Origin of the sequence: Pedobacter sp. Leaf132, assembly GCF_920984695.1 — a bacterium.
Classification (GTDB): Bacteria; Bacteroidota; Bacteroidia; order Sphingobacteriales; family Sphingobacteriaceae; genus Pedobacter.
The window spans coordinates 76,948-97,581 of sequence record NZ_CAKLBO010000003.1; the positions used below are offsets into that span (position 1 = coordinate 76,948).

Sequence of the window (20,634 nt, forward strand, 5' to 3'; positions counted from 1 at the left end):
GATGCAAAGATCTAAATTTACATTTGCGAGGTTGAAATATAATTCCGGAGATTGGGACACTGACCAGCGTATGCCATCAAATATATTAAATTCATTATTAGAGTATACTACAATTCCGTTAGAAGAGGAAGAAAAAATTGTTGAACTGGGCAGTATGGATTTATTTAAATATCCATTTTGCTATATGAGCGGGCATAAATTGGTTCAGTTTAACCAGCAAGAAGCGGCAAATTTTAAAGCATACGTTAAAAACGGTGGTTTTATTTTTGTTGATGATTGCAACCATGATATTGATGGTTTATTTGCTCGTTCTTTTGAAACACAGATGACTAATTTATTTGGCGCTTCAGCATTGAAGAAAATTCCAAATAACCATCCAATTTATAATTCGTTTTTTAAGTTTGAGAAAGGCCCACCAACAACATCTTTCGAGCTTAATGGTTGGGGAGATGATTTGGTACATGATTATTTAAAAGCTATTACCATTAATAACCGGATTGGCGTTTTATACAGTAATAAAGATTATGGTTGTGAATGGGATTATGATTTTAGAAATAAACGTTTTTTAGCCGAAGATAATACTAAATTTGGTGTCAACATTATTTTATACGCCATGGGCGTAAATAGTTAATTCAATTTAAATCAAATATATTGTGAAAACATTCCTAACCAAATCACTTCTTTCATTAGTTGTTTTAATCGCATTAACAGCAAATAGTTTTGCGGCCAAACCATCTTATTATTACCAGATTAAAATTTATCATTTAAAAACTAAAGCGCAGGAAACTGTTATTGATGCATACTTGAAAGATGCCTATATACCGGCGATGCATGCAGCAGGGGTAAAGCATATAGGTGTATTTAAAACAATTGCGATTGATACTGCTGAGCAGCTTGTTTATGTCTTTATCCCACTTAAAAAACTTACAGGTTTAGATAAGGTTGACGAACTTATTGCAAAAGATAAGCAATACCTTGAAGCTGGAAAAACTTACTTAAATGCATCATATAATGATGCTCCTTACACAAGGGTAGAATCGATAATTCTTAAAGCATTTTCGGCTATGCCTGAATATGCATTACCTAAACTAAATACGGCTAAAAGCGAACGCGTTTACGAACTAAGAAGTTACGAAGCTGCAACAGAAAACCTTTCGCTAAATAAGATTGGAATGTTTAACGATGCCGAGGTTGATATTTTTACAAAGCTTAATTTTAATGCCGTTTTTTACGGACAAGTAATATCGGGCAGCAAAATGCCTAATTTAATGTATTTAACTACATTTAATAATAAAGCTGATAGAGATAAACATTGGGCAGATTTTGGTCTGGAGTATAAAAAGATTAGCGGTTTGCCGCAATACCAGCATAATGTATCAAAAAATGTAACACTGTTTTTATACCCTACAGATTATTCTGATTTTTAAGGTTTTTAAAAAGTAGCTATAGATACATATTTAAAAAACAATATTTATTGTATCTTTGTTGTAGTGTTTTGATTCTCAAGTAAAAAACTAAAATTTGGGGCCGTTCTTGGATTTGACAGGGTGGCGAAGGTTATGTTAGCATGCAGTGCGTTGTACGGAGAGCACTTTAAAGAGAACGTTCAAAACAATAGTTGGCGAAAATAACTACGCCTTAGCTGCCTAATTTAGAATTAGCATAGCTTTTGTTCCTCTAACTGCTGCATTGTTAGGTTAGAATCCGGAGCATCGATATAACAGTGCTGGCCTTAAGAAGGTATGGCTTAAGGTGAGATAAAGTATCTAAGGATTTAAACAAGGTCGGTTTTCAGCCCGTTTATTTCTCGAAAATTAATTGAAAAATAAGCATGTAGAAGGTATAGGTTATCTCACAACTGGACAAGGGTTCGACTCCCTTCGGCTCCACAAAAACAATAGAAACCGCTTAATTAATTTTAAGCGGTTTTCTTTTTTAAAAGTTTTATATCTAACTAAAATTACTTTTAGCTTGTATGGCTAATTCATTGTAACATCCATGCAGGAAATGGAATTTATTAAGGTGATTCATTATATTTGATTTAACCAAATATTTAAGCAAAACATGCAATTGTTTATTGCTTTAAATCATTTCATTATATACCAAAATGATGTTACGCTCCACAAGCTTTAAAATAATTCGGTGTTTAAGGTTTGGCATTAATCTTCTAATTTTTTTGGTCACTTTTACTTTTTCTGCTCCGGCTTTTGGAAAGGAGAATATTGATAGCCTTAAAAAAGTATTAACGAATGTACTAAAAGATAAGGCGTTTTTTGATGCTAAAAAAAGGGCGTCTATTGGTAGGCTTCAGCAAAAACTTAAAGCCAATTTTAACAATGTAGATTTGCGTTATCAGGCTTATCTGGCTTTGTTTAACGCTTACAAGTCTTATATACACGATTCGGCATACGTATATTCTCGTAAAGCAAGTGATTGTGCTCATTTATTAAAAGACCCCGCAAAAATTAATTATTCCAAAGTTAATGTGGGGTTTGTACTGATATCTTCTGGTATGTTTAAAGAAGGTTTGGATACATTGCAAGGTGTAAATCCGAAATTATTAAATGAAAGCCACCAGTTTGAGTATTATTTTCTAATGGCCAGGAGTAATTTCGATTTAACTGATTACAATAAAATCCATGATTTTAGTGAGCATTACAAGGAAAGAGGTATAAAATATTGTGATACAATAATGAATAAGTATCCAATAGCTTCTTATGAATATCTTTCGGGTAAGGGTTTGAAACTACTCCGAAGTAAACAATTTAAGGCTGCAATTGAGCCTTACGAGCGGTTGCTGAAAATGAAATCAACTTATCAGGATAGCGCAATTAATTACAGCTGTTTGAGTTATCTGTATTTTAGCGTTAATAAGCCTGATTTAGGGGTTAGCTATCTGATAAAATCTTCAATACTGGATAATACTCATTCTATAAAAGAATCATTAGCTTTAGTTAATCTTGCTAAATACTTATATAGCCAAGGAAGTGTTAAAGAAGCTTTCACTTATATTCATAGTGCTATAGAGGATAATAATTTTTATGGAGCGAAACAGCGCAAGGTTGAAATCAGTAATATACTACCTATAATAGAAAGGGATAAAATCAATGATATTGAAAAACAAAAACGTTCGCTTCTAATATATGCTTCGATTATTACCGGCTTAATTATTCTGACAATCTATTTTGCAACCACAACTTTTAGACAATTAAAGAAAATTAGGATTGCCGATACATTAATATTGGAAAAAAATCATGATTTAAATCTTGCTAATGCTGAGCTGCTCAATATTAACAATTCTCTTGATGTGGCCAATCGCTCATTAACACGTACCAATCGTAAACTTGACGAAGTAAATCTGATTAAGGAGGAATACATTGGGCAATTTTTTAACATCAATGCAGATTCTATCGAGAAACTCGAAAAGCTTAAACGAAGCCTGGAAAAAATTGTACATCATAAGCAATATGATGAATTGCAGGTAATTATTAACAGACTAAATACCAATATCGAAAGGGAACATTTTTTTCAGCGTTTCGATGAAGTTTTCTTAAATCTTTTTCCAGATTTTATACAAGAGTTTAATGCGTTATTTGCAGATGAGGATAGAACTCTACCAACTGCCGGGCAGCTTTTAAATAAGGAACTCAGGATTTTTGCTTTAATTAGATTAGGCATTGATGAGAATGAAACCATTGCCAAGATTTTGAACTATTCTGTAAATACTATTTATACTTACAAAACGAAAGTCAAAAACAGATCTTTAATAGCAAATGATGTTTTTAAAGAAAAGATTATGAATATCCGAACTGTAAAAAACGAATTCCCGTTCGACTATTAGTATAAAAGAAAAATATCAAATATGACCAATCCAAATAAATTTTAATATTTGGGTTTTTATATTCTATTAATTCGGCACATAACATTTGATTTTTAAGTCTTTAATCGCTCTTGTTGTGAGTGTTAAAATGTGTTTAAAAAGGTGTATTATCTTCTCGTTTTCTTATAGATGATCTATATATTATTTCTATAATTTATTATTCAAGTATCTGATTATTAATATATTATATGTTTTGTGTTTCATATATTTTTAATATTTGGATTTTCTGCTCTTGCGTTTATTTTTAAACTCTTCTTACTTTGATTCGTAATCGCTGGAAGCCTTTTCAGCTGCAACTAACCAAATTACTAATCAAAATTATGATGAGAAAAAACTACTTTTTTTATTCTTTCAGGTATGGACTAACCATACTTTTCCTAATCATTTCCAGCATTGCCTTTTCTCAGCAATCTGCTTTTAATGGAAAGATTGTAGATGAAAATAATGAGCCTTTAGCAGGAGCCACAATCCAGATTAAAGGAACAAATCAACGAACAACAACAAACTCGAACGGAGAGTTTCAGCTTGCTTTAAATCAAAATGCGCTCACCATTATTGTAAATTATATGGGCTATGACCCTGCTGAGCGTACCTTAACAGGAGGCAAGGCAGTTGTTATTCAACTCAAACCAGATGCTAAATCACTTTCTGATGTTGTTGTAGTTGGATATGGAACTACCAAGAAATCGGATGTTACGGGTGCGGTGGCCAGTATCGGTAGTAAGGATTTTAATCAGGGTGCTATTACCAGTCCATTGCAACAGATAGCAGGTAAGGCTGCCGGTGTGGTAATTACCCAAACAGGGAGCGAACCGGGCAGTGCTCCAAATATTAAAATCAGAGGTATTACTTCAATTCAAGGCAATAACAATCCGCTTGTGGTTATAGATGGTGTTCAGGGCGATGTAAGTTTCCTTAATCAAATTCCGCCAACGGAAATTCAAAGTATTGAAGTGCTAAAAGATGCTTCTGCAACGGCTATTTATGGTTCACGCGGAGCATCAGGCGTGCTGATTGTAACCATGAAAAAAAGCAGAAGTGGTACATCTATTGAGTATAATGCAAATTCTTCAGTAGATGTTGTAACCAGACAACTCGAAATGCTTTCGGCTGCAGAATGGTCGCAACAGGCTGCTGCCCGAAGTATACCGGCATCTTCTAATTTTGGTGCTGATACCGATTGGTTTGGCTTGCTTACCAGAAATGGTACAACACAAAACCATACGCTTACTTTAGGTGGTAGTAGTGATAATTTTTCTTACCGTGCATCTTTAGGTATGGTACTGCAAAATGGTATAGTTATAAATTCTGATAATCAACGCTTTATTGGTCGAATTGAAGCTACTCAAAAGGCATTGGAAAATAAATTATCCATTACGATGACTTTAAACGGAACTAATACTCAAAATAATGGAAGTCCGGGTTCTATTGGCCGTGCAGCTTTTACTTCAAATCTCATTTCTAACGCATACATATCAAGGCCAACAGATCCGGTTTATCGCCCAGATGGCAGTTATTTTACTGATCCAAATCTTTTTCAGCCTTTGAATGTATTGGCTGCTGCGAATAGCATCATTAGTGAAACTGAATCTAACCGTTTATTAGGTTCGATGCGTATTAACTATAAAATTATCAGTGGCTTATCAGCAGAGGTATTTGGCAGCTGGCAGAAAACTAATGGTACATCAGGAAATTATACACCAGCAATATCAACTGTGGCTGCAGCTATAGATCAGAAGGGATATGCAAGCGTTAATAACAATAATTCTGATTATAAACTGATGGATTTTCAGTTGAATTACAGCAAAGATTTCGGAGATCATCATTTTGATGCAGCTGCGGTTTACGAATGGCAGGCCCAAATGGATTCTGGAAGCGGTAGCGCAGCTCGTGGATTTGTAAATGACTTGGCCACCTATAATAACCTTGGTTTAGGAGATTTTTCTAAAGTGCAAGCTGGAGATTATTCTTCATATCGTAATCAACGCAGAACTGTTTCGGTTTTAGGTCGTGTAAATTACTCATACAAAGACCGATATTTATTAACTGCAAACTTTAGGAGAGATGGTGCCACAGTTTTTGGTGCAAATCATAAATGGGGTAATTTTCCGTCGGCATCGGTAGCCTGGAAAATTGACCAGGAACCGTTTATGAAAAATCAGAATGTGTTTTCTTCGCTTAAATTAAGGGCCGGTTTTGGTATTACAGGAAATCAGCAGCCTTTAAATGTTCTACAATCTCTGCAAATTGTACAAGGATCTGGAACTGTATTTTTTGCAGGGAATGTGCAAACCAATTTCAGGGTTACGCAAAATGCAAATGCTGATTTGGAATGGGAGCAGAAGAAATCTACAAATATAGGTTTAGATTTTGCCCTATTTAAAGGCCGCCTGAATGGTAGCTTCGATATTTATAAAAATGTTACAAATAAGTTGCTGTATGGCTATACAGTGCCACAACCTCCCTTCCCAACAGGCTCCATTCAGGCCAATGTTGGTAGCATCCAAGGTAGAGGTGTGGAAATGGCTTTAAATTACGATCTCATCAGCAATGCTTCTACAAGATTAACACTTGGTGGAAATGTAACTTTAATGGATTCAAAAGTTTTAAATTTAAGCGGCTCACTTAATGGCGTACCATTAATTACCAATAATGTTCCGTATGGTGGGCAAAATGCTTATCTGGTTGTTGGTCAGGCCATCGGTTCAATTTACATACTTCAGCATGGAGGTGTAACAACAAATGGAACACAAATTATTGTAGACCAGGATAGAAACGGGCGTATAGATGCGGGTGCTACAAGTCCTGATAGAATCTTCGCCGGACAAACACAGCCAAAATATACTTTTGCCTTTACGCCGAGCTTTAGCTATAAAAATTTCGATGCAGCAATATTAGTTCGTGGTTCTGGTGGTAACAAGTTGTTTAATGCTTTACGCTCAAACCTGAGCTTTTTAGAAAATTTAGGAAAATCTAACTTACTTAAAAGTGCTATCGATGATAATATTTTCACATCTGCATATCCTTTAGCGTCTGATTACTGGTTGGAGGATGGAAAATTTATCCGTTTGGAAAACGTAAATCTTGGCTATAGAATTCCTACAGCTAAATCAAAACACATTAGTTCGGTACGCTTTTCGCTAACCGGCCAAAATTTATTGCTGATAACAAAATATTCGGGTATTGACCCAGAGGAAACCGGCGGAGACAATGGTATTTACCCAAGGGTTAGAAATATTGCTGTTGGTTTAAATATTATCTTAAAATAAAAAGTGATGAAAAAATTAATAATTACCACGATAATTGCGGCAGGATTAATGGCAAATAGCTGCACAAAAGTTGACGAGAATGTTTACGATAAATACACAGCAGACCAATTTTTTGCAGATCCGAAAGGACCAGATATAGCTTTAGCTAGTGTTTATGCCCGTATGCCACAGTTTGGTGGTGGAGACAATGGATATTATGACACTAATAATATGTGTACCGATGAACAGGTAGTGCCGCATAGAGTAAGCGGAGATTGGGGGCCAGAAAATGCGTGGTTATATACCCGAGCCTGGACACCGGCCTTAGGCCAGATTAATACCACCTGGAACGCTTGTTACAATTCAATTTACCTTGCAAATTTGGCTGTTGAGCAATTAGAAAAAGCCAGCGCACCTGCAGCTAAACTTGCAGAGGTGAAGATTTTACGTGCATGGTTTTATTATCTGTTAATAGATGATTTTGGAGATGTACCATTTTACACTGATAATAATATTACAACTGCACAGCTAAAAACACAAACCAGAACTCAAATTTTTAATTGGATTGTTAGCGAAATTACTGCCAATGCAGATATTCTGCCAGAAACAAAGGGTGGTGCTTTTTATGGCCGCTTTAATAAATGGGCGGCATATACATTCTTAGCCAAAATGTATCTTAATGCTGGTGTTTATACTGGTACTCCAAAATGGGCAGAATGTTTGGCAGCATGCACAAAAGTAGCATCTGGAGGTTATACCTTGCATCCGGGAACTGCAAATGCTTCAAGTCCATTGGGTAATCGTTATTTTGAACTTTTTGGCGATACCTGTCCTGATGATGAAACTATTTTGGCAATTTGGTTAAAGCGTAATGTAATTGGAAATAATGTATTGGCGCTTAGAAGTGTAAACGGACCAAATGGTGTTGCAATGTTTGGTTTTGCCGGCTGGAATGGAACAATAGTGCCAGAAGAAACATACAATAAGTACGCTGCAAACGATATCAGAATTAAACAGTTTTTAATTGGTCCTCAGCCAGGCGGTGTTACCTATACGCCAAAGGTAACTTCATTAATAAATCCCGGAGCTGGTATAACAGAAGGGGTTAGGGGTGTAAAATTTTATCCTGTAGCACCAAATGATGGTAGCGGAAGTTCAAACGATTTTCCTATTTATCGCTATGCTGATGTATTGCTTATGATGGCCGAATGTAATGTACGCTTGGGTAATGCGGCTTCTGGCAAACCATTTATCGATCAGGTTAGGGTAAGGGCGGGATTGAGTGCACTTAGTGCAAATCCAACTCTCGAAAACATTTATGATGAGCGTGGGTTTGAATTGAATTGGGAAGGACATCGCAGGCAAGATATGATTCGCTTTGATACGTTTACTTTAGGGCATGGATTGGTTCCTGCTGTTGATGCACATTGGAAAATTTTCCCTATACCTACGGCGGCAATGAACGCAAATCCTAATTTAAAACAAAACCCTGGTTATTAATAGTATTTCTGGGGATACTTTTGATATCCCCAGATTAACATAACAATAAATAAATGATGAGAAACAAAATTTCGATACGTCTTTTTGCAGCAATTTGCTGTTTAATTTTACCACTTGTAAGCTTAGGTCAAGAGAAAGCATATCCACCACAATATGGAAAACCTTTTAAGGGCGTACCCGATAGGCGGGATGTAATTCTTTACCAGGTAAATACTCGTGCCTTTAGTAAAACCGGAGATTTTGCTGGTGTTACGGCTCGCCTGGACGCGATAAAAAATTTAGGTGTTAATGTAATCTACCTGATGCCAATTTATCCGGTAGGTAAGCTTAAAGGTGCAAACTCCCCATACGCTACAATGGATTATGATTCTGTAGGTAAAGAATTTGGCTCTCTACAAGATTTAAGAAAATTGGTAGATGGTGCGCATAAGAGAAATATTGCTGTGATGTTAGATATTGTAGCCAATCATACTTCATGGGATCATCCATGGATAGAAAAACCCGGTTATTATGTGCGTGATAGCGTTGGTCAAATTAAATATCCGGAAACGTGGCGAGATGTAGCCCAGCTTGATTTTAAAAATCAGGAACTAAGATTATCATTAATTCATTCGATGAAATCGTGGGTGTATAAAGCGAATATCGATGGTTTTCGCTGTGATTATGCTGATGGTCCGCCGCTGGATTTTTGGAAGCAAGTAAACGATAGTTTAAAAACGATTAAAACGCATAAACTTTTAATGCTTGCAGAAGGAAGCAGCCCTAAATACCTTGGTGTAGGTTTCGATTACTTTTTTGGTTTCAACTATTTTGGCAACCTTAAAAGCATCTTCAATAAAAATAAGTCTGTAAAATCTATCGATGCGCTAAACGAAAGAGATTATAAAGGTGCTGCTGAAGGACAAGCTGTGGTTCGCTACCTTACTAATCACGATGTAAATGGCTCTGACGGTACTCCATTAGATTTATTTGGTGGCAAAAAAGGTTCTATGGCCGCCTTTGTAGTAACCGCTTACATGAAAGGTATCCCAATGATATACAATGGTCAGGAAATTGGCACACCATTCCGCCTTACTTTCCCTTTTACAAGTAAATCAATTGATTGGTCGTTAGAAGAAACTAATAAAGAAGTGCTTGCTGATTACAAAAGAGTTGTAAACTTTTGGAATAAAAATAAAACGGTGCGTAGGGGAGAAATGACTTCCTACAGCAGCGATGATGTGTGCGTATTTACCAAGGTTCTAGACGGTGAAAAGGTGTTGGTTTTATCAAATTTGAGAAATAAGTCGGTAGATTATAATCTGCCAACATCGCTAACTGGCAATTGGATTGATGTTTTTGGTAATAAAAAGACTGTTTTGCCTGCACAAGTTAAACTTGAGCCATATCAATATATGGTTTTAAAAATTAAACATTAATTCATAAAATAAAAAAAATGAAATGTGTAAGAAAATAATTTATTTAAGCCTACTGGCTTTGCTTTGCAATTGGAATAGCGTATTTGCAAAAATTACCATAAACAGGGTAGAACCGGCAAACTGGTGGGTGGGTATGAAAAAAACGGAGTTTCAGATTCTGGTTTATGGGCCGGGAATTGGCAATGCAAAAGTTACGCTTAATTACCCGGGTGTAAGTTTAAAAGAAGCGGTAAAGGTAGAAAATCCAAATTACGTATTTCTGTATGTAAATGTTTCTAAAAGCGCAAAGGCGGGTAATGTATCAATCGACTTCTCTAATGGTGCAGATAAGTTTACCTATAATTATCCTTTAAAAAACCGTACAGATAAAAGTGGTGCATTGGGTTTCAATGCCGCTGATGTTTTGTATTTAATAACGCCTGATCGTTTTGCAAACGGCAATGCAAAAAACGATAATCTGGATAGCGTTTTAATCAACAGGAAAAGCCCGAATGCTCGTCATGGTGGAGATTACGAAGGGGTAAGGCAAAAGCTGGATTATATGAAAGACCTGGGTATTACCACAGTTTGGCTAAATCCGATACAGGAAAATAGAATGAGAGGTGGCTCTTATCACGGCTATGCGATTACAGATTTTTATCAATCAGACCCAAGGTTTGGTAGCAATGAAGAATTTAAAGCACTAACTCAGGAAACACATAATAAAGGTATGAAGATGGTGATGGATATGGTGCTAAATCATTGTGGAAGTTCGCACTGGTGGATGCGAGATTTGCCATCTAAAGATTGGATAAATAATGATGGTGTTTTTCTACAAACTAACCATGCAACAGTTTCTGTGATGGATGTTCATGCGTCGCCTACCGAACGTAATACATTTTTAAATGGCTGGTTTACTCGAGGCATGCCAGATTTGAACCAGCGAAACCCCCATCTTGCAACTTACTTAATTCAAAATAGTATTTGGTGGATAGAATATGCCCGCATTGATGGTATCAGACAGGATACGTACTCCTATATGGATTTTGATTTTCTGGCCAGATGGAATAAAGAAGTTTATGATGAGTATCCTAATTTTAATATTGTTGGCGAAACCTGGTATAACAAAAAAACATCTCCAGCCTGGTGGCAAGCTGGTTCTACCTTCGATAAAAAAGATTCGCACCTGAAAACGCCAATGGATTTCTCTTTAACATTTACCATGCAAAAGGCGTTTGATGGCGAAACCGATAATGGTTATTTAAACGAAATTTTCGAAGATGTAGCACAGGATTTTGTTTATGCTGACCCTTATCAAATATTAACCTTTTTGGATAATCATGACTTAGGAAGATTTAGTAGAAAAGAAGATAAAGATTTAAAACGTTTTAAGCAGGGATTGGCTTTTTTGCTCACCACACGCGGCATTCCGCAAATTTATTATGGTACAGAAGTGTTAATGATTGGTACCAAAGAAGATGGAGACGGACGCCTAAGAGTTGATTTTCCTGGCGGATGGCAAGAGGATAAAAAGGATGAATTTACAAAAGCAGGCCGGAGTGAAATTCAAAATGAAGCCTGGGATTATTTGCAAAATCTTTTACAGTGGCGCAAAACCAGTAAGGCGATAACAGGTGGAAAATTGATTCATTATGCACCAAAAAATGGTGTATATGTTTACGGTCGGAAGGCTGATAACCAAAGTGTAATGGTTGTGCTTAACAGTTCTTTAAAAGACCAATCAATCTCTATGGAGCGATTTACAGATATTACTTCTGGTTATTCTTCAGGAAAAGATATCATCTCAGGAAAAAATATGCAAATTTCTAAAGAAATTTCTATACCAGCTAAGGGGCAATATATTTTCGAACTAAATAAATAAAATTAAGAGAAAAATTGAAGTCGCCTTAATTTGGTTAAGTGCAAAAGCAACATCGGATGGTGTTGCTTTGTTAATATCAGGCTGTTTCAAATCTACAAATAGATTTTTTTTCCAGTTTATTTTAAAATTAATTTAACATTTCTTCATCTGATTAAATACGCATTTTGCAAGTTCAAAAAACTTTGTCTCATTAAAAAGGTTATATCATCAATTTATAGAGACAAGAATGAAACAGATAAAGTCAGAATTTATTCCACCTCAAAAAAAAGGTAGCAGCATGCATGTTCAGTCTGGTGTAGCAGCAGAAACTGAAGCCCATGCAAAGCTTATTTACCAGCGAAGCGTTGAAAGATTATTGAACGTTAATGCATGGGGAACATACAGTAGTCCTTCAAAATTTCAGTTATTTGATGAAAATAGGAACAAAACAGATAGATTAGTAGAAGAGGGGGATTTTATAAGAATTGATATACCAGGGCTTGGCACTGAGGCCGGCATGGGTTATGATTGGGTTAGGGTTGAAGCTATTGGCCGTGCTGAGGACGAGAATTATGAATGGACTGCTATTCGCGTCAGACCATCATCAATGCCCTGTTCAAAATCAGAAGTTATTGCACATTTTCTGGATAAAGATGCTACCTCTACATTTAAAGTTAGCAGGGAAGGATATTTAGTTTTTGCAGAAGAGTTTGCAAGAAATGAAACGACAAACACTAACGGAGTTGGATTACTTGATATGGCAAGAAATTTTTTAGTTGGCGCTGCAGCAAAACTAGGTGTTTCTTATCCTCAGTGGAAAAGCCTTACTGATGGTTTACTGCAGAATTAAATAAAAAAGTCAATTCTAAATTCTTATTTAACCAATAAATCCCGGGCTAGCCGGGATTTTATTTTTATGTTTTAAATTCTGCAATTACCTTAGTTGTTTTTCAGTTTTAAAGAATCTTTAGCACGTTTTTTAAAGAAACCACGTAATAAAAAGTTGCTTTGAAGCGCTTCTAAATCTTCATCAAGTTTCTTACTGCTTTTTTCTAAGTTAACCATAATCGATTTAACTTGTTTAGCTGTTTGCTCATCATTTAACAATAGGCCGGCTGCGTTATCGTTGCTTTTAAGTTTTGCAGATGCACTTTGGAGGTTATCTGCCATAGCACTAGCAGATTGTGTTGTTTTGTTTAAGTTTGCAACAGCAGATTCAAACCTCTTAAACACTGCTGTATCGGTTAACATCTGATGCATCAAACCATCCTTAGTATTAATAGTTTTACTAAATTCGCGTAATTCTACGGCAGCTTTTGATGTCATTTGAGAGGTCTGACTTAAATTGGCAACCATCATTTTAAAGTTCTTAGCCATTTCTTCGTCACTTAGCAATGCACCGGCAGCGCCTTTACCATCAACCAGATTTTTGGCGAGTATTTTAAAATCTCCAGTTACATCTACAAGATTTTTATTGTTTACCTGAAGGGTTTTCATAATATCATCTGTAGAAAGTGAAGTATTTACCTTAAGCATATCTCCATCTTCTACAAAGGGAAATTTAGGGGTGCCACCAGTAAGCACCACAATTTTATTACCGATTAATCCATCCGCACCGATACTTGCACCGGCATCCTTATGAATATATTTATGAACATCTTCTTCAATACTAAGCTGTACTTTAACTTGTGAAGATCCGTAAAAATCAATTTTTTTAATTGTACCGATTTTAACACCTGAAAACCAGACATTGTTGCCTTTTTTTAAGCCTTGAATATCGTTAAAAACCACATTAAGGTTAATGCTTTTTACAAAAGTTTTCTTTTGGCTGCCCAAAGTGAAAATGGCCACCACAAATATCAGAATACCAATTCCAATGAATAGGCCGACTGTAATTTTCTTTTTATTATCGTTCATTTGTTAGCGTATAAAGTTATAATCGAAAAAAGGCTGCGCTTGTGCGTCGCCTGCATTAAATATGTCATCAAAAGTGCCTTGGCGGTCAAATCTGCGCTCTACCAGCATAGCAACCCGGTTGCCCACCTCTTTTGCACAGGTTAAATCATGTGTAATGATGATCGCACTCGTATGGTATCGTGCCTGCACATCATTAATCAATTTATTTATTTCTTTAGATGTAATTGGATCAAGTCCTGCCGTAGGTTCGTCGTAAAGCATAATTTCAGGCTTAAGCATTAGTGTTCTGGCAATACCAATCCGTTTCCGCTGCCCTCCAGAAAGTTCTGAAGGCATTTGATTAATTGCCTGCAACAATCCAACAGCCTCCAGCATTTCTTCAACCAATGCATCAACTTCCTTTCGGCCCATATCTCTTCGGTTCCTCACTAATGGAAACTCAAGATTATCACGAACCGTCATACTATCATATAGTGCACTGTTTTGAAAGGAGAAACCAACCCGAAGCCGTAGTTCCAATAAATCTGCATAGCTGATGGTTTCTATACTTTGTCCAAGCACATTTACGTGGCCGCTATCTGGTGATAGTAAACCAACAATAATTTTAATTAATACCGATTTACCTGTTCCGCTTTTACCTAAAACAACCAGATTTTCTCCTTTATGTAAATCCAGCGAAGCAGATTCTAGTACGCGGTAATCTCCAAAGGCTTTATTCAAGTTCCGGATTTCGATTACCTTTTCAGTCGATAAATCAGTTTTTGGTTTCGATTCCATCTCCTTTAAGAATTAAATAAACTAAAAATCTGCACACAAATAACCTCTTCAATAAAAATTAGGAACATTGCTGTTACCACCGCTGAGTTTGCAGCCTTACCAACGCCTTCAGTACCTTTAGATGAGTTATATCCTTGATAACAACCAACAATTGCAATTGTAAAACCAAATAATATGGCTTTAATAGTGGAGGCAATAATATCGAGAAAAGTTATACTTTCTAATGCGCTTTGAAAAAAAGTTGTAGCACTTGTACCTTCATTTACAGATACATTAAGCAATGCACCAAGCATGCCCACCATTGCAGTATAAAAAGTAAGTATTGGCATTGTAATCGTAGCCGCCAGCACTCGGGTTGCAACCAGGAATTTGAAGGGATTTGTTGCACTTACTTCCATTGCATCAATCTGCTCGCTTACTTTCATCGAACCTAATTCGGCTCCAATACTCGAGCCTACTTTACCAGCCGCAATTAAACCGGTAAGTAAAGGCGCTAAGGTACGAAGTAAGGCAATACCCACTAAAGATGGTAGCCATGAAGTGGCACCAAATTCTGATAAGGATGGTCGTGATTGTTTAGTGAAAACCAAACCTGTAATAAAACCTGTGGTAGAAATTAGCAAAGCAGATCGGTAACCAATTTCATAACATTGCTTCATTAGCTCTTTAAATTCATAAGGCGGCAGAAAAGCCTCTTTAAAAAAACGACCAATAAAGTTAAATACATTATAAAGGGCGATGAATGCACGCCCGAATCTGCTTGGGGTTTGATTTTGATTACTTTCTTGATTCATTACTCCCATATGCCGGATGAATTATTTTTTTTATTTTGCTCTGCAAGCACCCGCTCTCTTTCTTCTTTATATTCTTTGATAATTAAGGTATCAGCCGGAGACAAACTTTCATTTAAACTTTCAAAATGCACCATCAGGCTCGCATTTTGCTTTTCAAAATCAGCATCCGTAATTTTACCTTTTTGCAATTGTTGATGCAAAGCAAAAGATTGATCTAAAACCGACTTTGCAGAATCTACAATTGATTTATTGCTTAGTACAGTCTTTTCTTCAACATGATTTCCGCCGGTGCCCTTTTCAGGATTTGTATTTTGGCAGGCTGCAATCATCACAAGAGGAAGAAGCATCAATTTCAGTTTCATGCTAACTATACAAATGTGTTGGTTTTTTGTTTTGTTATCACACTGAAAACTAGGATATAAAATTTGCCCTTACCTAAAAATCGTAAGTATTACCAACTGTAGAATATCAATGTTAAAAATTTAGTATTAATGAAAAAAGCTACCTTTTGTGCGAGGTAACTTTTAGTTTATTGATAATCATACTTTTTTTGAAGGGTTTGTATTAAGCTTCGCCAGATTTATAGGCAACCTTAGCATAACTCTGTAAATATTCTTTTAGCATTTTGCGGGCTAGATGAATTCTGGTTTTAACAGTTCCAATAGGCATATTTAATTCTTCAGCTATTTCAAAGTATTTATAGCCTTCAAAATGGCGGATAAATGGAATTGCATAAGCTTCTGGAATTTGATTTAGCGCTTTTCTAACATCTTTTAACACCAGTGAACCTTCAGCTAAATTTTTGCTCGCACTGTAACTTAATTCACTATAGCTTATCTCATCACGCTGATTAATTAATGCATACGTTTTAAGTTTTCTTCTGTAATTATTGATAAAAGTGTTTCTCATAATTGTATAAAGCCACGCTTTTAAATTGGTTTGATGATCAAACTGAGCCTGATATGTATAAGCCTTTACCAAAGTGTCTTGTAAAAGGTCTTGTGCATCTTCATTGTTATTTGTGAAACGCATTGCAAAACTTAATAATTCTGGTGCAACGCTGGCTGTTTTTAAACTGAATTCAGAATTTGTCATATAGCTTTTTTTAGAGATGATTTTTAAATTACAAATCCAATACCAAAATTTTTGATTTTCAATATTCTGGCAGACATAATTCTGTTTCAGCACTATTTATCCAAATGTCATTTGTTTATTGAACTAATTTGCTCATTAAAGCAAGTGTAAATCACCATAAATTATATTTTTTTGCCTTTTATAATAATTGGCAATAACAACAATATGATTTATTTAAAAACTTATGACTACAAAAACCGACAATTAATGGATACTGGCATAAAAAAGCATCAATTTCAATAGTATGTGCCAAAATGCATTTTACAATGAAAAATTAAAACCATACACCGCTTAATTCGTTAGGTTGGTATGGAAAAACTATTACTTGCCATCGACTATTTTAGATTAAAAGAAAGAGCCCTTTTACAAAGACATCATATTGATTATACGATGGCAGAACACTTAAAAGATTTAAAAGAAGATAAAAGTACCGGATTTGTTGAGCACATTGAAAGGTATAAAAATGAAATTAAAGCTGCAGAAACTGAATTTGAGGAGTTAGTTCAGTCTTTACAACCCTTATATACACCATTGTACGAACATTTAAACAGCCGCGGTGCTTCAAAATCGTCGCCTTGCGTAATCGGTACAACTTCAATAAGCCTTGAAATGTACATTGATGAGCAGAAGAACATCCATTACAATAAGATTTAAAGTATAGCTTGATTGCAAAAATTAATAAATGACGAGCAATAGGTGCATTCAATGCTAATCTATTCAAAATATTCTACAGAAAGCTAACGGCTGTTTTTGAAATAATTTTTATCCTTATACCAAGGGTGCGTTAAAGGCATAGGTGTTTTCCAATCTTGAGAATAGTCGTGTCTAAATTTTCTTGCTTTAGAATTGTCCTCATCCATTTCCATTGCATCGAGCTCAGAAGGATTTAATATGCTCACCAATTGAATGGCATCGTGGAGATAAACAATAACCTGAAGACGCTCAAGCGGGCAATTTATTTGTGGCTGAGTTTTCAAAAATTTATCAAGCCAGGGTTTTAGAACGGTCGATTTATCCCAGGAATCTGGTAAATAGAGATATAGATTGCCATTACCATAGCGGGCAGAAATGTTGGCGTATGATTTATTTATATTGTCTGCCAGTGTAGCTCCGTATGGATTTGCACCACATCTTAGCTGCTCCCTTAGTTCAATACTCATTTTCATATACTATAAACACATTAGGTTTAATTCAGTTTTAAAAAATCAATGTTGTAAATAGGTTCTTAACTAAGATAATATTTACTTCCATTATTTCCATCGTACAGATACCGAAAATCTTCATTAACACTTATTTAATAATAGGCAAAACCTTCCAAAAAATACAGGGTTGTAATAGTAGTACCTAATCACACATCCCATGAAAAAACAAGTCACACCAAACAACGACAGCCAAACAGAAAAGCAGCCCATTCAAAATAACTCCCCACTCTTTAAATTGTTTAAAGATGGTTTATCTGATTTGTATTGGGCAGAGAATCATTTAACAAAGGCATTGCCAAAAATGATATCTGCAGCAAGTTCTGCATCGCTACAAAAAGCTTTATCAGCTCATTTAGCTGAAACAAAAAATCAGGTTTCCAGGCTAGAAGAAATTTTTAACCTGTTAGATGAAAAGGCATTGGCAAAAAAGTGTGATGCGATGGAAGGCTTAAGTAAGGAGGCAGAAGGCATTGTTGAGCAAACGCCATCTGATTCTGCAGTACGCGATTTGGGAATTATCTTGGCTTGTGGAAAAGTTGAGCATTATGAGATAGCAAGTTATACCGGTTTAAAAAACCTAGCTGATAAACTATCGCTAGAATCTGTTTCAGAATTACTACAGCAAACGCTGGATGAAGAGCAAGCCGCAGAGCAGAAACTTAATGCACTCGGATTTGAAGATATTATTAACCAGGCTTTATCAGAAGCATAAAAACCTTAAAAAATGGCTAAGCAAAGCAAAAATAACGATAAACAGGCAAATTTAAATCATGCCGAAAATGATAAAACCAGGCAGCTGGAAAATTTTATTAATGATAGCAGCGGACAGCAAATGAGCAGCAATACTGGCGTCAAAATTAACGATGACCAGAACTCTTTGAAAGCGGGAGACAGAGGCGCAACACTTCTTGAAGATTTTATACTTCGTGAAAAGATTACTCATTTTGATCATGAGCGAATCCCTGAACGTGTGGTACATGCCCGTGGTTCAGGTGCTCATGGTGTTTTTAAGGTTTATGAAGATTTATCAGCACTAACCTGTGCAGATTTTTTGTGTAAACCTGCACAGGAAACGCCTGTATTTGTTCGTTTTTCTACAGTAGCTGGCTCTCGCGGCTCTACAGACATGGCAAGAGATGTTAGGGGATTTGCCGTAAAATTTTATACTCAGCAAGGAAATTTTGATTTGGTAGGCAACAATATGCCCGTTTTTTTTATTCAGGATGCTATTAAATTCCCTGATTTAATTCATGCGGTAAAGCCAGAACCAGATAATGAGATGCCTCAGGCAGCTTCTGCCCATGATACCTTTTGGGACTTTATTTCACAATTGCCAGAGTCGGCACACATGGTTATGTGGGCGATGAGTGATAGGGCTTTACCCAGAAGTTACCGCATGATGGAAGGCTTCGGTGTTCATACATTCCGTTTGGTTAATGCAGAAGGCAAATCGAGCTTTGTTAAATTCCATTGGAAACCACTTTTAGGCGTACACGCAGTAGCCTGGGATGAAGCACAGGTAATTTCCGGTAAGGATCCTGATTTTCATCGTAGGGATTTATGGGACGCCATTGAGGCAGGCGCCTTTCCAGAATGGGAGCTAGGCATCCAGGTGGTTGCAGAAGAAGATGAGCATAAGTTTGAATTCGATTTACTCGACCCAACTAAACTCATTCCTGAAGAACTTGTGCCGGTTCAACGCATCGGAAAAATGACTTTAAACCGTAATCCGGATAATTTCTTTGCAGAAACTGAGCAATCTGCATTTCACATCGGGCATGTTGTGCCAGGTATTGATTTTACCAACGACCCACTTTTGCAAGGCAGGTTATTTTCTTATACAGATACTCAGCTTATCCGTTTAGGTGGTCCAAATTTTCAGGAAATTCCGATTAACAGACCAATAAATCCGGTTCATAACAACCAGCGTGACGGTTATATGCGTCAAACCATTAACCGTGGTAAAACCGCTTATGGTCCGAATGGATTAGCTGGAAATAACCCTGCACAAGTTAAAGCGGCCGATGGTGGCTTTGTAAGTTACAATGAACGCATTGATGGAAGAAAAATCCGTTCCAGAAGCAGAAGTTTCTTTGATCACTTTTCTCAGGCCAGATTATTTTTTCATTCACAAAGTCCGGCAGAGCAAAATCACATTATCGATGCCTTAAGTTTCGAGCTTGGAAAGGTAAAATCAATTATGGTACGCGAAAGAATGTTAGCGCTGCTGAATCAAATCGATGATGCCCTTGCTTCGGCTATTGCCTATGCTTTAGGATTACATATTCCTGAAATTGAATTAGAAGATTTGAATAACAGCATTCCTGCCGATGGTAGCAAAGCTGATTATGCTTCAGAAAATCCTGAAGGTAGTTTAGCAAAATCTGAAGCTCTGAGTATGGTTAATACCGTTAAGGATACCATAGAAACCAGAAAAATAGCCATATTGGCTGCAGACGGTGTAAATGGTAAAACGCTAAGTTCGGTAAAGGATGCATTAGTTGCAGATGGAGCAGTTGTACATATTATTGCACCAAGACTTGGTGAAATAACTTCTGTTGAAGACCAGAAAATTCAACCAGATGAAAGCTTTTTAACTGCGGCATCTGTTTTATATGATGCTGTTTATGTTCCTGGTGGTACAAATTCGGTTGCTAGTTTAGAAGCAGAAGCAAATGCGGTGCAATTTTTAAATCAAGCTTTTAAACATTGCAAAGCCATTGCTACGGATGGTGATGCGTTGCAATTGCTGGAGGCAACCGCTTTCCATAAAAAGCTGCCAGCCAATTTTAAAGAAGAAACTGTATTGAGCGAAGGGATTTTAGTTAGTGATGATGCTTCAGCTTTAATTCAGACTTTTAAAAAAATGATAGCCTTGCACAGGTTTTGGAATAGAGAAAATCCACGGAAAGTACCTGCATAGC

General features: G+C 36.3%; 17 protein-coding genes and 1 other RNA gene. 12 read left to right on the forward strand and 6 right to left on the reverse strand.

Annotation, left to right across the window (positions count from 1 at the left end):
• Window position 1 precedes the first annotated feature (1 nt).
• The 9 genes from LUA86_RS07610 to LUA86_RS07650 all read left to right on the forward strand — a co-directional run bounded on the left by LUA86_RS07610 (window position 2) and on the right by LUA86_RS07650 (window position 12,736).
• Window positions 2-631, forward strand: coding sequence for a DUF4159 domain-containing protein (locus tag LUA86_RS07610; protein WP_231460008.1), 630 nt, complete (start codon window positions 2-4; stop codon window positions 629-631).
• A 22-nt stretch (window positions 632-653) separates the two neighbouring features.
• Complete coding sequence (locus tag LUA86_RS07615) at window positions 654-1,427, forward strand: NIPSNAP family protein (protein WP_231460009.1); 774 nt, start codon at window positions 654-656, stop codon at window positions 1,425-1,427.
• Window positions 1,428-1,523: 96 nt separating this feature from the next.
• Window positions 1,524-1,892: a transfer-messenger RNA gene (gene ssrA / locus LUA86_RS07620) on the forward strand.
• A 284-nt stretch (window positions 1,893-2,176) separates the two neighbouring features.
• Entirely contained in the window at window positions 2,177-3,841 is a 1,665-nt protein-coding gene (locus LUA86_RS07625) for a DUF6377 domain-containing protein (protein ID WP_231460010.1), read from the forward strand.
• Window positions 3,842-4,200: 359 nt separating this feature from the next.
• A complete protein-coding gene (locus LUA86_RS07630; protein ID WP_231460011.1) occupies window positions 4,201-7,149 on the forward strand; it encodes a TonB-dependent receptor in 2,949 nt (982 codons plus the stop codon).
• A gap of 6 nt (window positions 7,150-7,155) precedes the next feature.
• Complete coding sequence (locus tag LUA86_RS07635) at window positions 7,156-8,628, forward strand: RagB/SusD family nutrient uptake outer membrane protein (RefSeq protein ID WP_231460012.1); 1,473 nt, start codon at window positions 7,156-7,158, stop codon at window positions 8,626-8,628.
• A 53-nt stretch (window positions 8,629-8,681) separates the two neighbouring features.
• Window positions 8,682-10,046 (forward strand): alpha-amylase family glycosyl hydrolase, encoded by a 1,365-nt coding sequence (locus tag LUA86_RS07640; protein WP_231460013.1) that lies wholly within the window; start codon window positions 8,682-8,684, stop codon window positions 10,044-10,046.
• Window positions 10,047-10,068: 22 nt separating this feature from the next.
• Window positions 10,069-11,907 carry a glycoside hydrolase family 13 protein gene (locus tag LUA86_RS07645; RefSeq protein WP_231460014.1) on the forward strand — a complete coding sequence of 613 codons (1,839 nt, stop codon included), beginning with the start codon at window positions 10,069-10,071 and terminating at the stop codon, window positions 11,905-11,907.
• 226 nt (window positions 11,908-12,133) lie between these two features.
• The gene (locus LUA86_RS07650; protein WP_231460015.1) at window positions 12,134-12,736 is read left to right on the forward strand and encodes a hypothetical protein; all 603 of its coding nucleotides are present in this window, start codon (window positions 12,134-12,136) and stop codon (window positions 12,734-12,736) included.
• An 89-nt stretch (window positions 12,737-12,825) separates the two neighbouring features.
• Here LUA86_RS07650 and LUA86_RS07655 read toward each other — a convergent pair whose 3' ends face one another.
• The 5 genes from LUA86_RS07655 to LUA86_RS07675 form a co-directional block, all read right to left on the reverse strand.
• A complete protein-coding gene (locus LUA86_RS07655) occupies window positions 12,826-13,803 on the reverse strand; it encodes an MlaD family protein (protein WP_231460016.1) in 978 nt (325 codons plus the stop codon).
• Between the two features lie 3 nt (window positions 13,804-13,806).
• On the reverse strand, window positions 13,807-14,580 hold the full coding sequence (locus LUA86_RS07660; RefSeq protein ID WP_231460017.1) for an ABC transporter ATP-binding protein: 774 nt from the start codon (window positions 14,578-14,580) through the stop codon (window positions 13,807-13,809).
• Window positions 14,581-14,585: 5 nt separating this feature from the next.
• Window positions 14,586-15,374: an ABC transporter permease gene (locus LUA86_RS07665; protein ID WP_231460018.1), complete on the reverse strand. Its 789-nt coding sequence runs from the start codon at window positions 15,372-15,374 to the stop codon at window positions 14,586-14,588.
• A complete protein-coding gene (locus tag LUA86_RS07670; protein WP_231460019.1) occupies window positions 15,374-15,736 on the reverse strand; it encodes a hypothetical protein in 363 nt (120 codons plus the stop codon). Before LUA86_RS07670 ends, LUA86_RS07665 begins: the two co-directional genes overlap by 1 nt.
• Window positions 15,737-15,938: 202 nt before the next feature.
• Window positions 15,939-16,469, reverse strand: coding sequence for a sigma-70 family RNA polymerase sigma factor (locus tag LUA86_RS07675; protein WP_231460020.1), 531 nt, complete (start codon window positions 16,467-16,469; stop codon window positions 15,939-15,941).
• A 348-nt stretch (window positions 16,470-16,817) separates the two neighbouring features.
• On the opposite strand from LUA86_RS07675, the gene LUA86_RS07680 reads away from it, so the two are divergent.
• Window positions 16,818-17,162, forward strand: a complete 345-nt coding sequence (locus LUA86_RS07680; protein ID WP_231460021.1) for a hypothetical protein — start codon at window positions 16,818-16,820, stop codon at window positions 17,160-17,162.
• A gap of 83 nt (window positions 17,163-17,245) precedes the next feature.
• Here LUA86_RS07680 and LUA86_RS07685 read toward each other — a convergent pair whose 3' ends face one another.
• Entirely contained in the window at window positions 17,246-17,668 is a 423-nt protein-coding gene (locus LUA86_RS07685) for a hypothetical protein (protein ID WP_231460022.1), read from the reverse strand.
• A 199-nt stretch (window positions 17,669-17,867) separates the two neighbouring features.
• On the opposite strand from LUA86_RS07685, the gene LUA86_RS07690 reads away from it, so the two are divergent.
• Together LUA86_RS07690 and LUA86_RS07695 are read left to right on the forward strand one after the other, a co-directional pair.
• Entirely contained in the window at window positions 17,868-18,422 is a 555-nt protein-coding gene (locus LUA86_RS07690; RefSeq protein ID WP_231460023.1) for a ferritin-like domain-containing protein, read from the forward strand.
• Window positions 18,423-18,434: 12 nt separating this feature from the next.
• Window positions 18,435-20,633, forward strand: coding sequence for a catalase (locus LUA86_RS07695; protein WP_231460024.1), 2,199 nt, complete (start codon window positions 18,435-18,437; stop codon window positions 20,631-20,633).
• Window position 20,634 lies beyond the last annotated feature (1 nt).

Bases quoted from the DNA above. Each gene is read 5' to 3' on its own strand.
- LUA86_RS07610 (WP_231460008.1), top strand. From the start codon at position 2: ATGCAAAGATCTAAATTTACATTTGCGAGGTTGAAATATAATTCCGGA.
- LUA86_RS07630 (WP_231460011.1), top strand. From the start codon at position 4,201: ATGATGAGAAAAAACTACTTTTTTTATTCTTTCAGGTATGGACTAACC.
- LUA86_RS07635 (WP_231460012.1), top strand. From the start codon at position 7,156: ATGAAAAAATTAATAATTACCACGATAATTGCGGCAGGATTAATGGCA.
- LUA86_RS07640 (WP_231460013.1), top strand. From the start codon at position 8,682: ATGATGAGAAACAAAATTTCGATACGTCTTTTTGCAGCAATTTGCTGT.
- LUA86_RS07645 (WP_231460014.1), top strand. From the start codon at position 10,069: ATGTGTAAGAAAATAATTTATTTAAGCCTACTGGCTTTGCTTTGCAAT.
- LUA86_RS07650 (WP_231460015.1), top strand. From the start codon at position 12,134: ATGAAACAGATAAAGTCAGAATTTATTCCACCTCAAAAAAAAGGTAGC.
- LUA86_RS07655 (WP_231460016.1), bottom strand. From the start codon at position 13,803: ATGAACGATAATAAAAAGAAAATTACAGTCGGCCTATTCATTGGAATT.
- LUA86_RS07660 (WP_231460017.1), bottom strand. From the start codon at position 14,580: ATGGAATCGAAACCAAAAACTGATTTATCGACTGAAAAGGTAATCGAA.
- LUA86_RS07665 (WP_231460018.1), bottom strand. From the start codon at position 15,374: ATGAATCAAGAAAGTAATCAAAATCAAACCCCAAGCAGATTCGGGCGT.
- LUA86_RS07670 (WP_231460019.1), bottom strand. From the start codon at position 15,736: ATGAAACTGAAATTGATGCTTCTTCCTCTTGTGATGATTGCAGCCTGC.
- LUA86_RS07675 (WP_231460020.1), bottom strand. From the start codon at position 16,469: ATGACAAATTCTGAATTCAGTTTAAAAACAGCCAGCGTTGCACCAGAA.
- LUA86_RS07680 (WP_231460021.1), top strand. From the start codon at position 16,818: ATGGAAAAACTATTACTTGCCATCGACTATTTTAGATTAAAAGAAAGA.
- LUA86_RS07685 (WP_231460022.1), bottom strand. From the start codon at position 17,668: ATGAGTATTGAACTAAGGGAGCAGCTAAGATGTGGTGCAAATCCATAC.
- LUA86_RS07690 (WP_231460023.1), top strand. From the start codon at position 17,868: ATGAAAAAACAAGTCACACCAAACAACGACAGCCAAACAGAAAAGCAG.
- LUA86_RS07695 (WP_231460024.1), top strand. From the start codon at position 18,435: ATGGCTAAGCAAAGCAAAAATAACGATAAACAGGCAAATTTAAATCAT.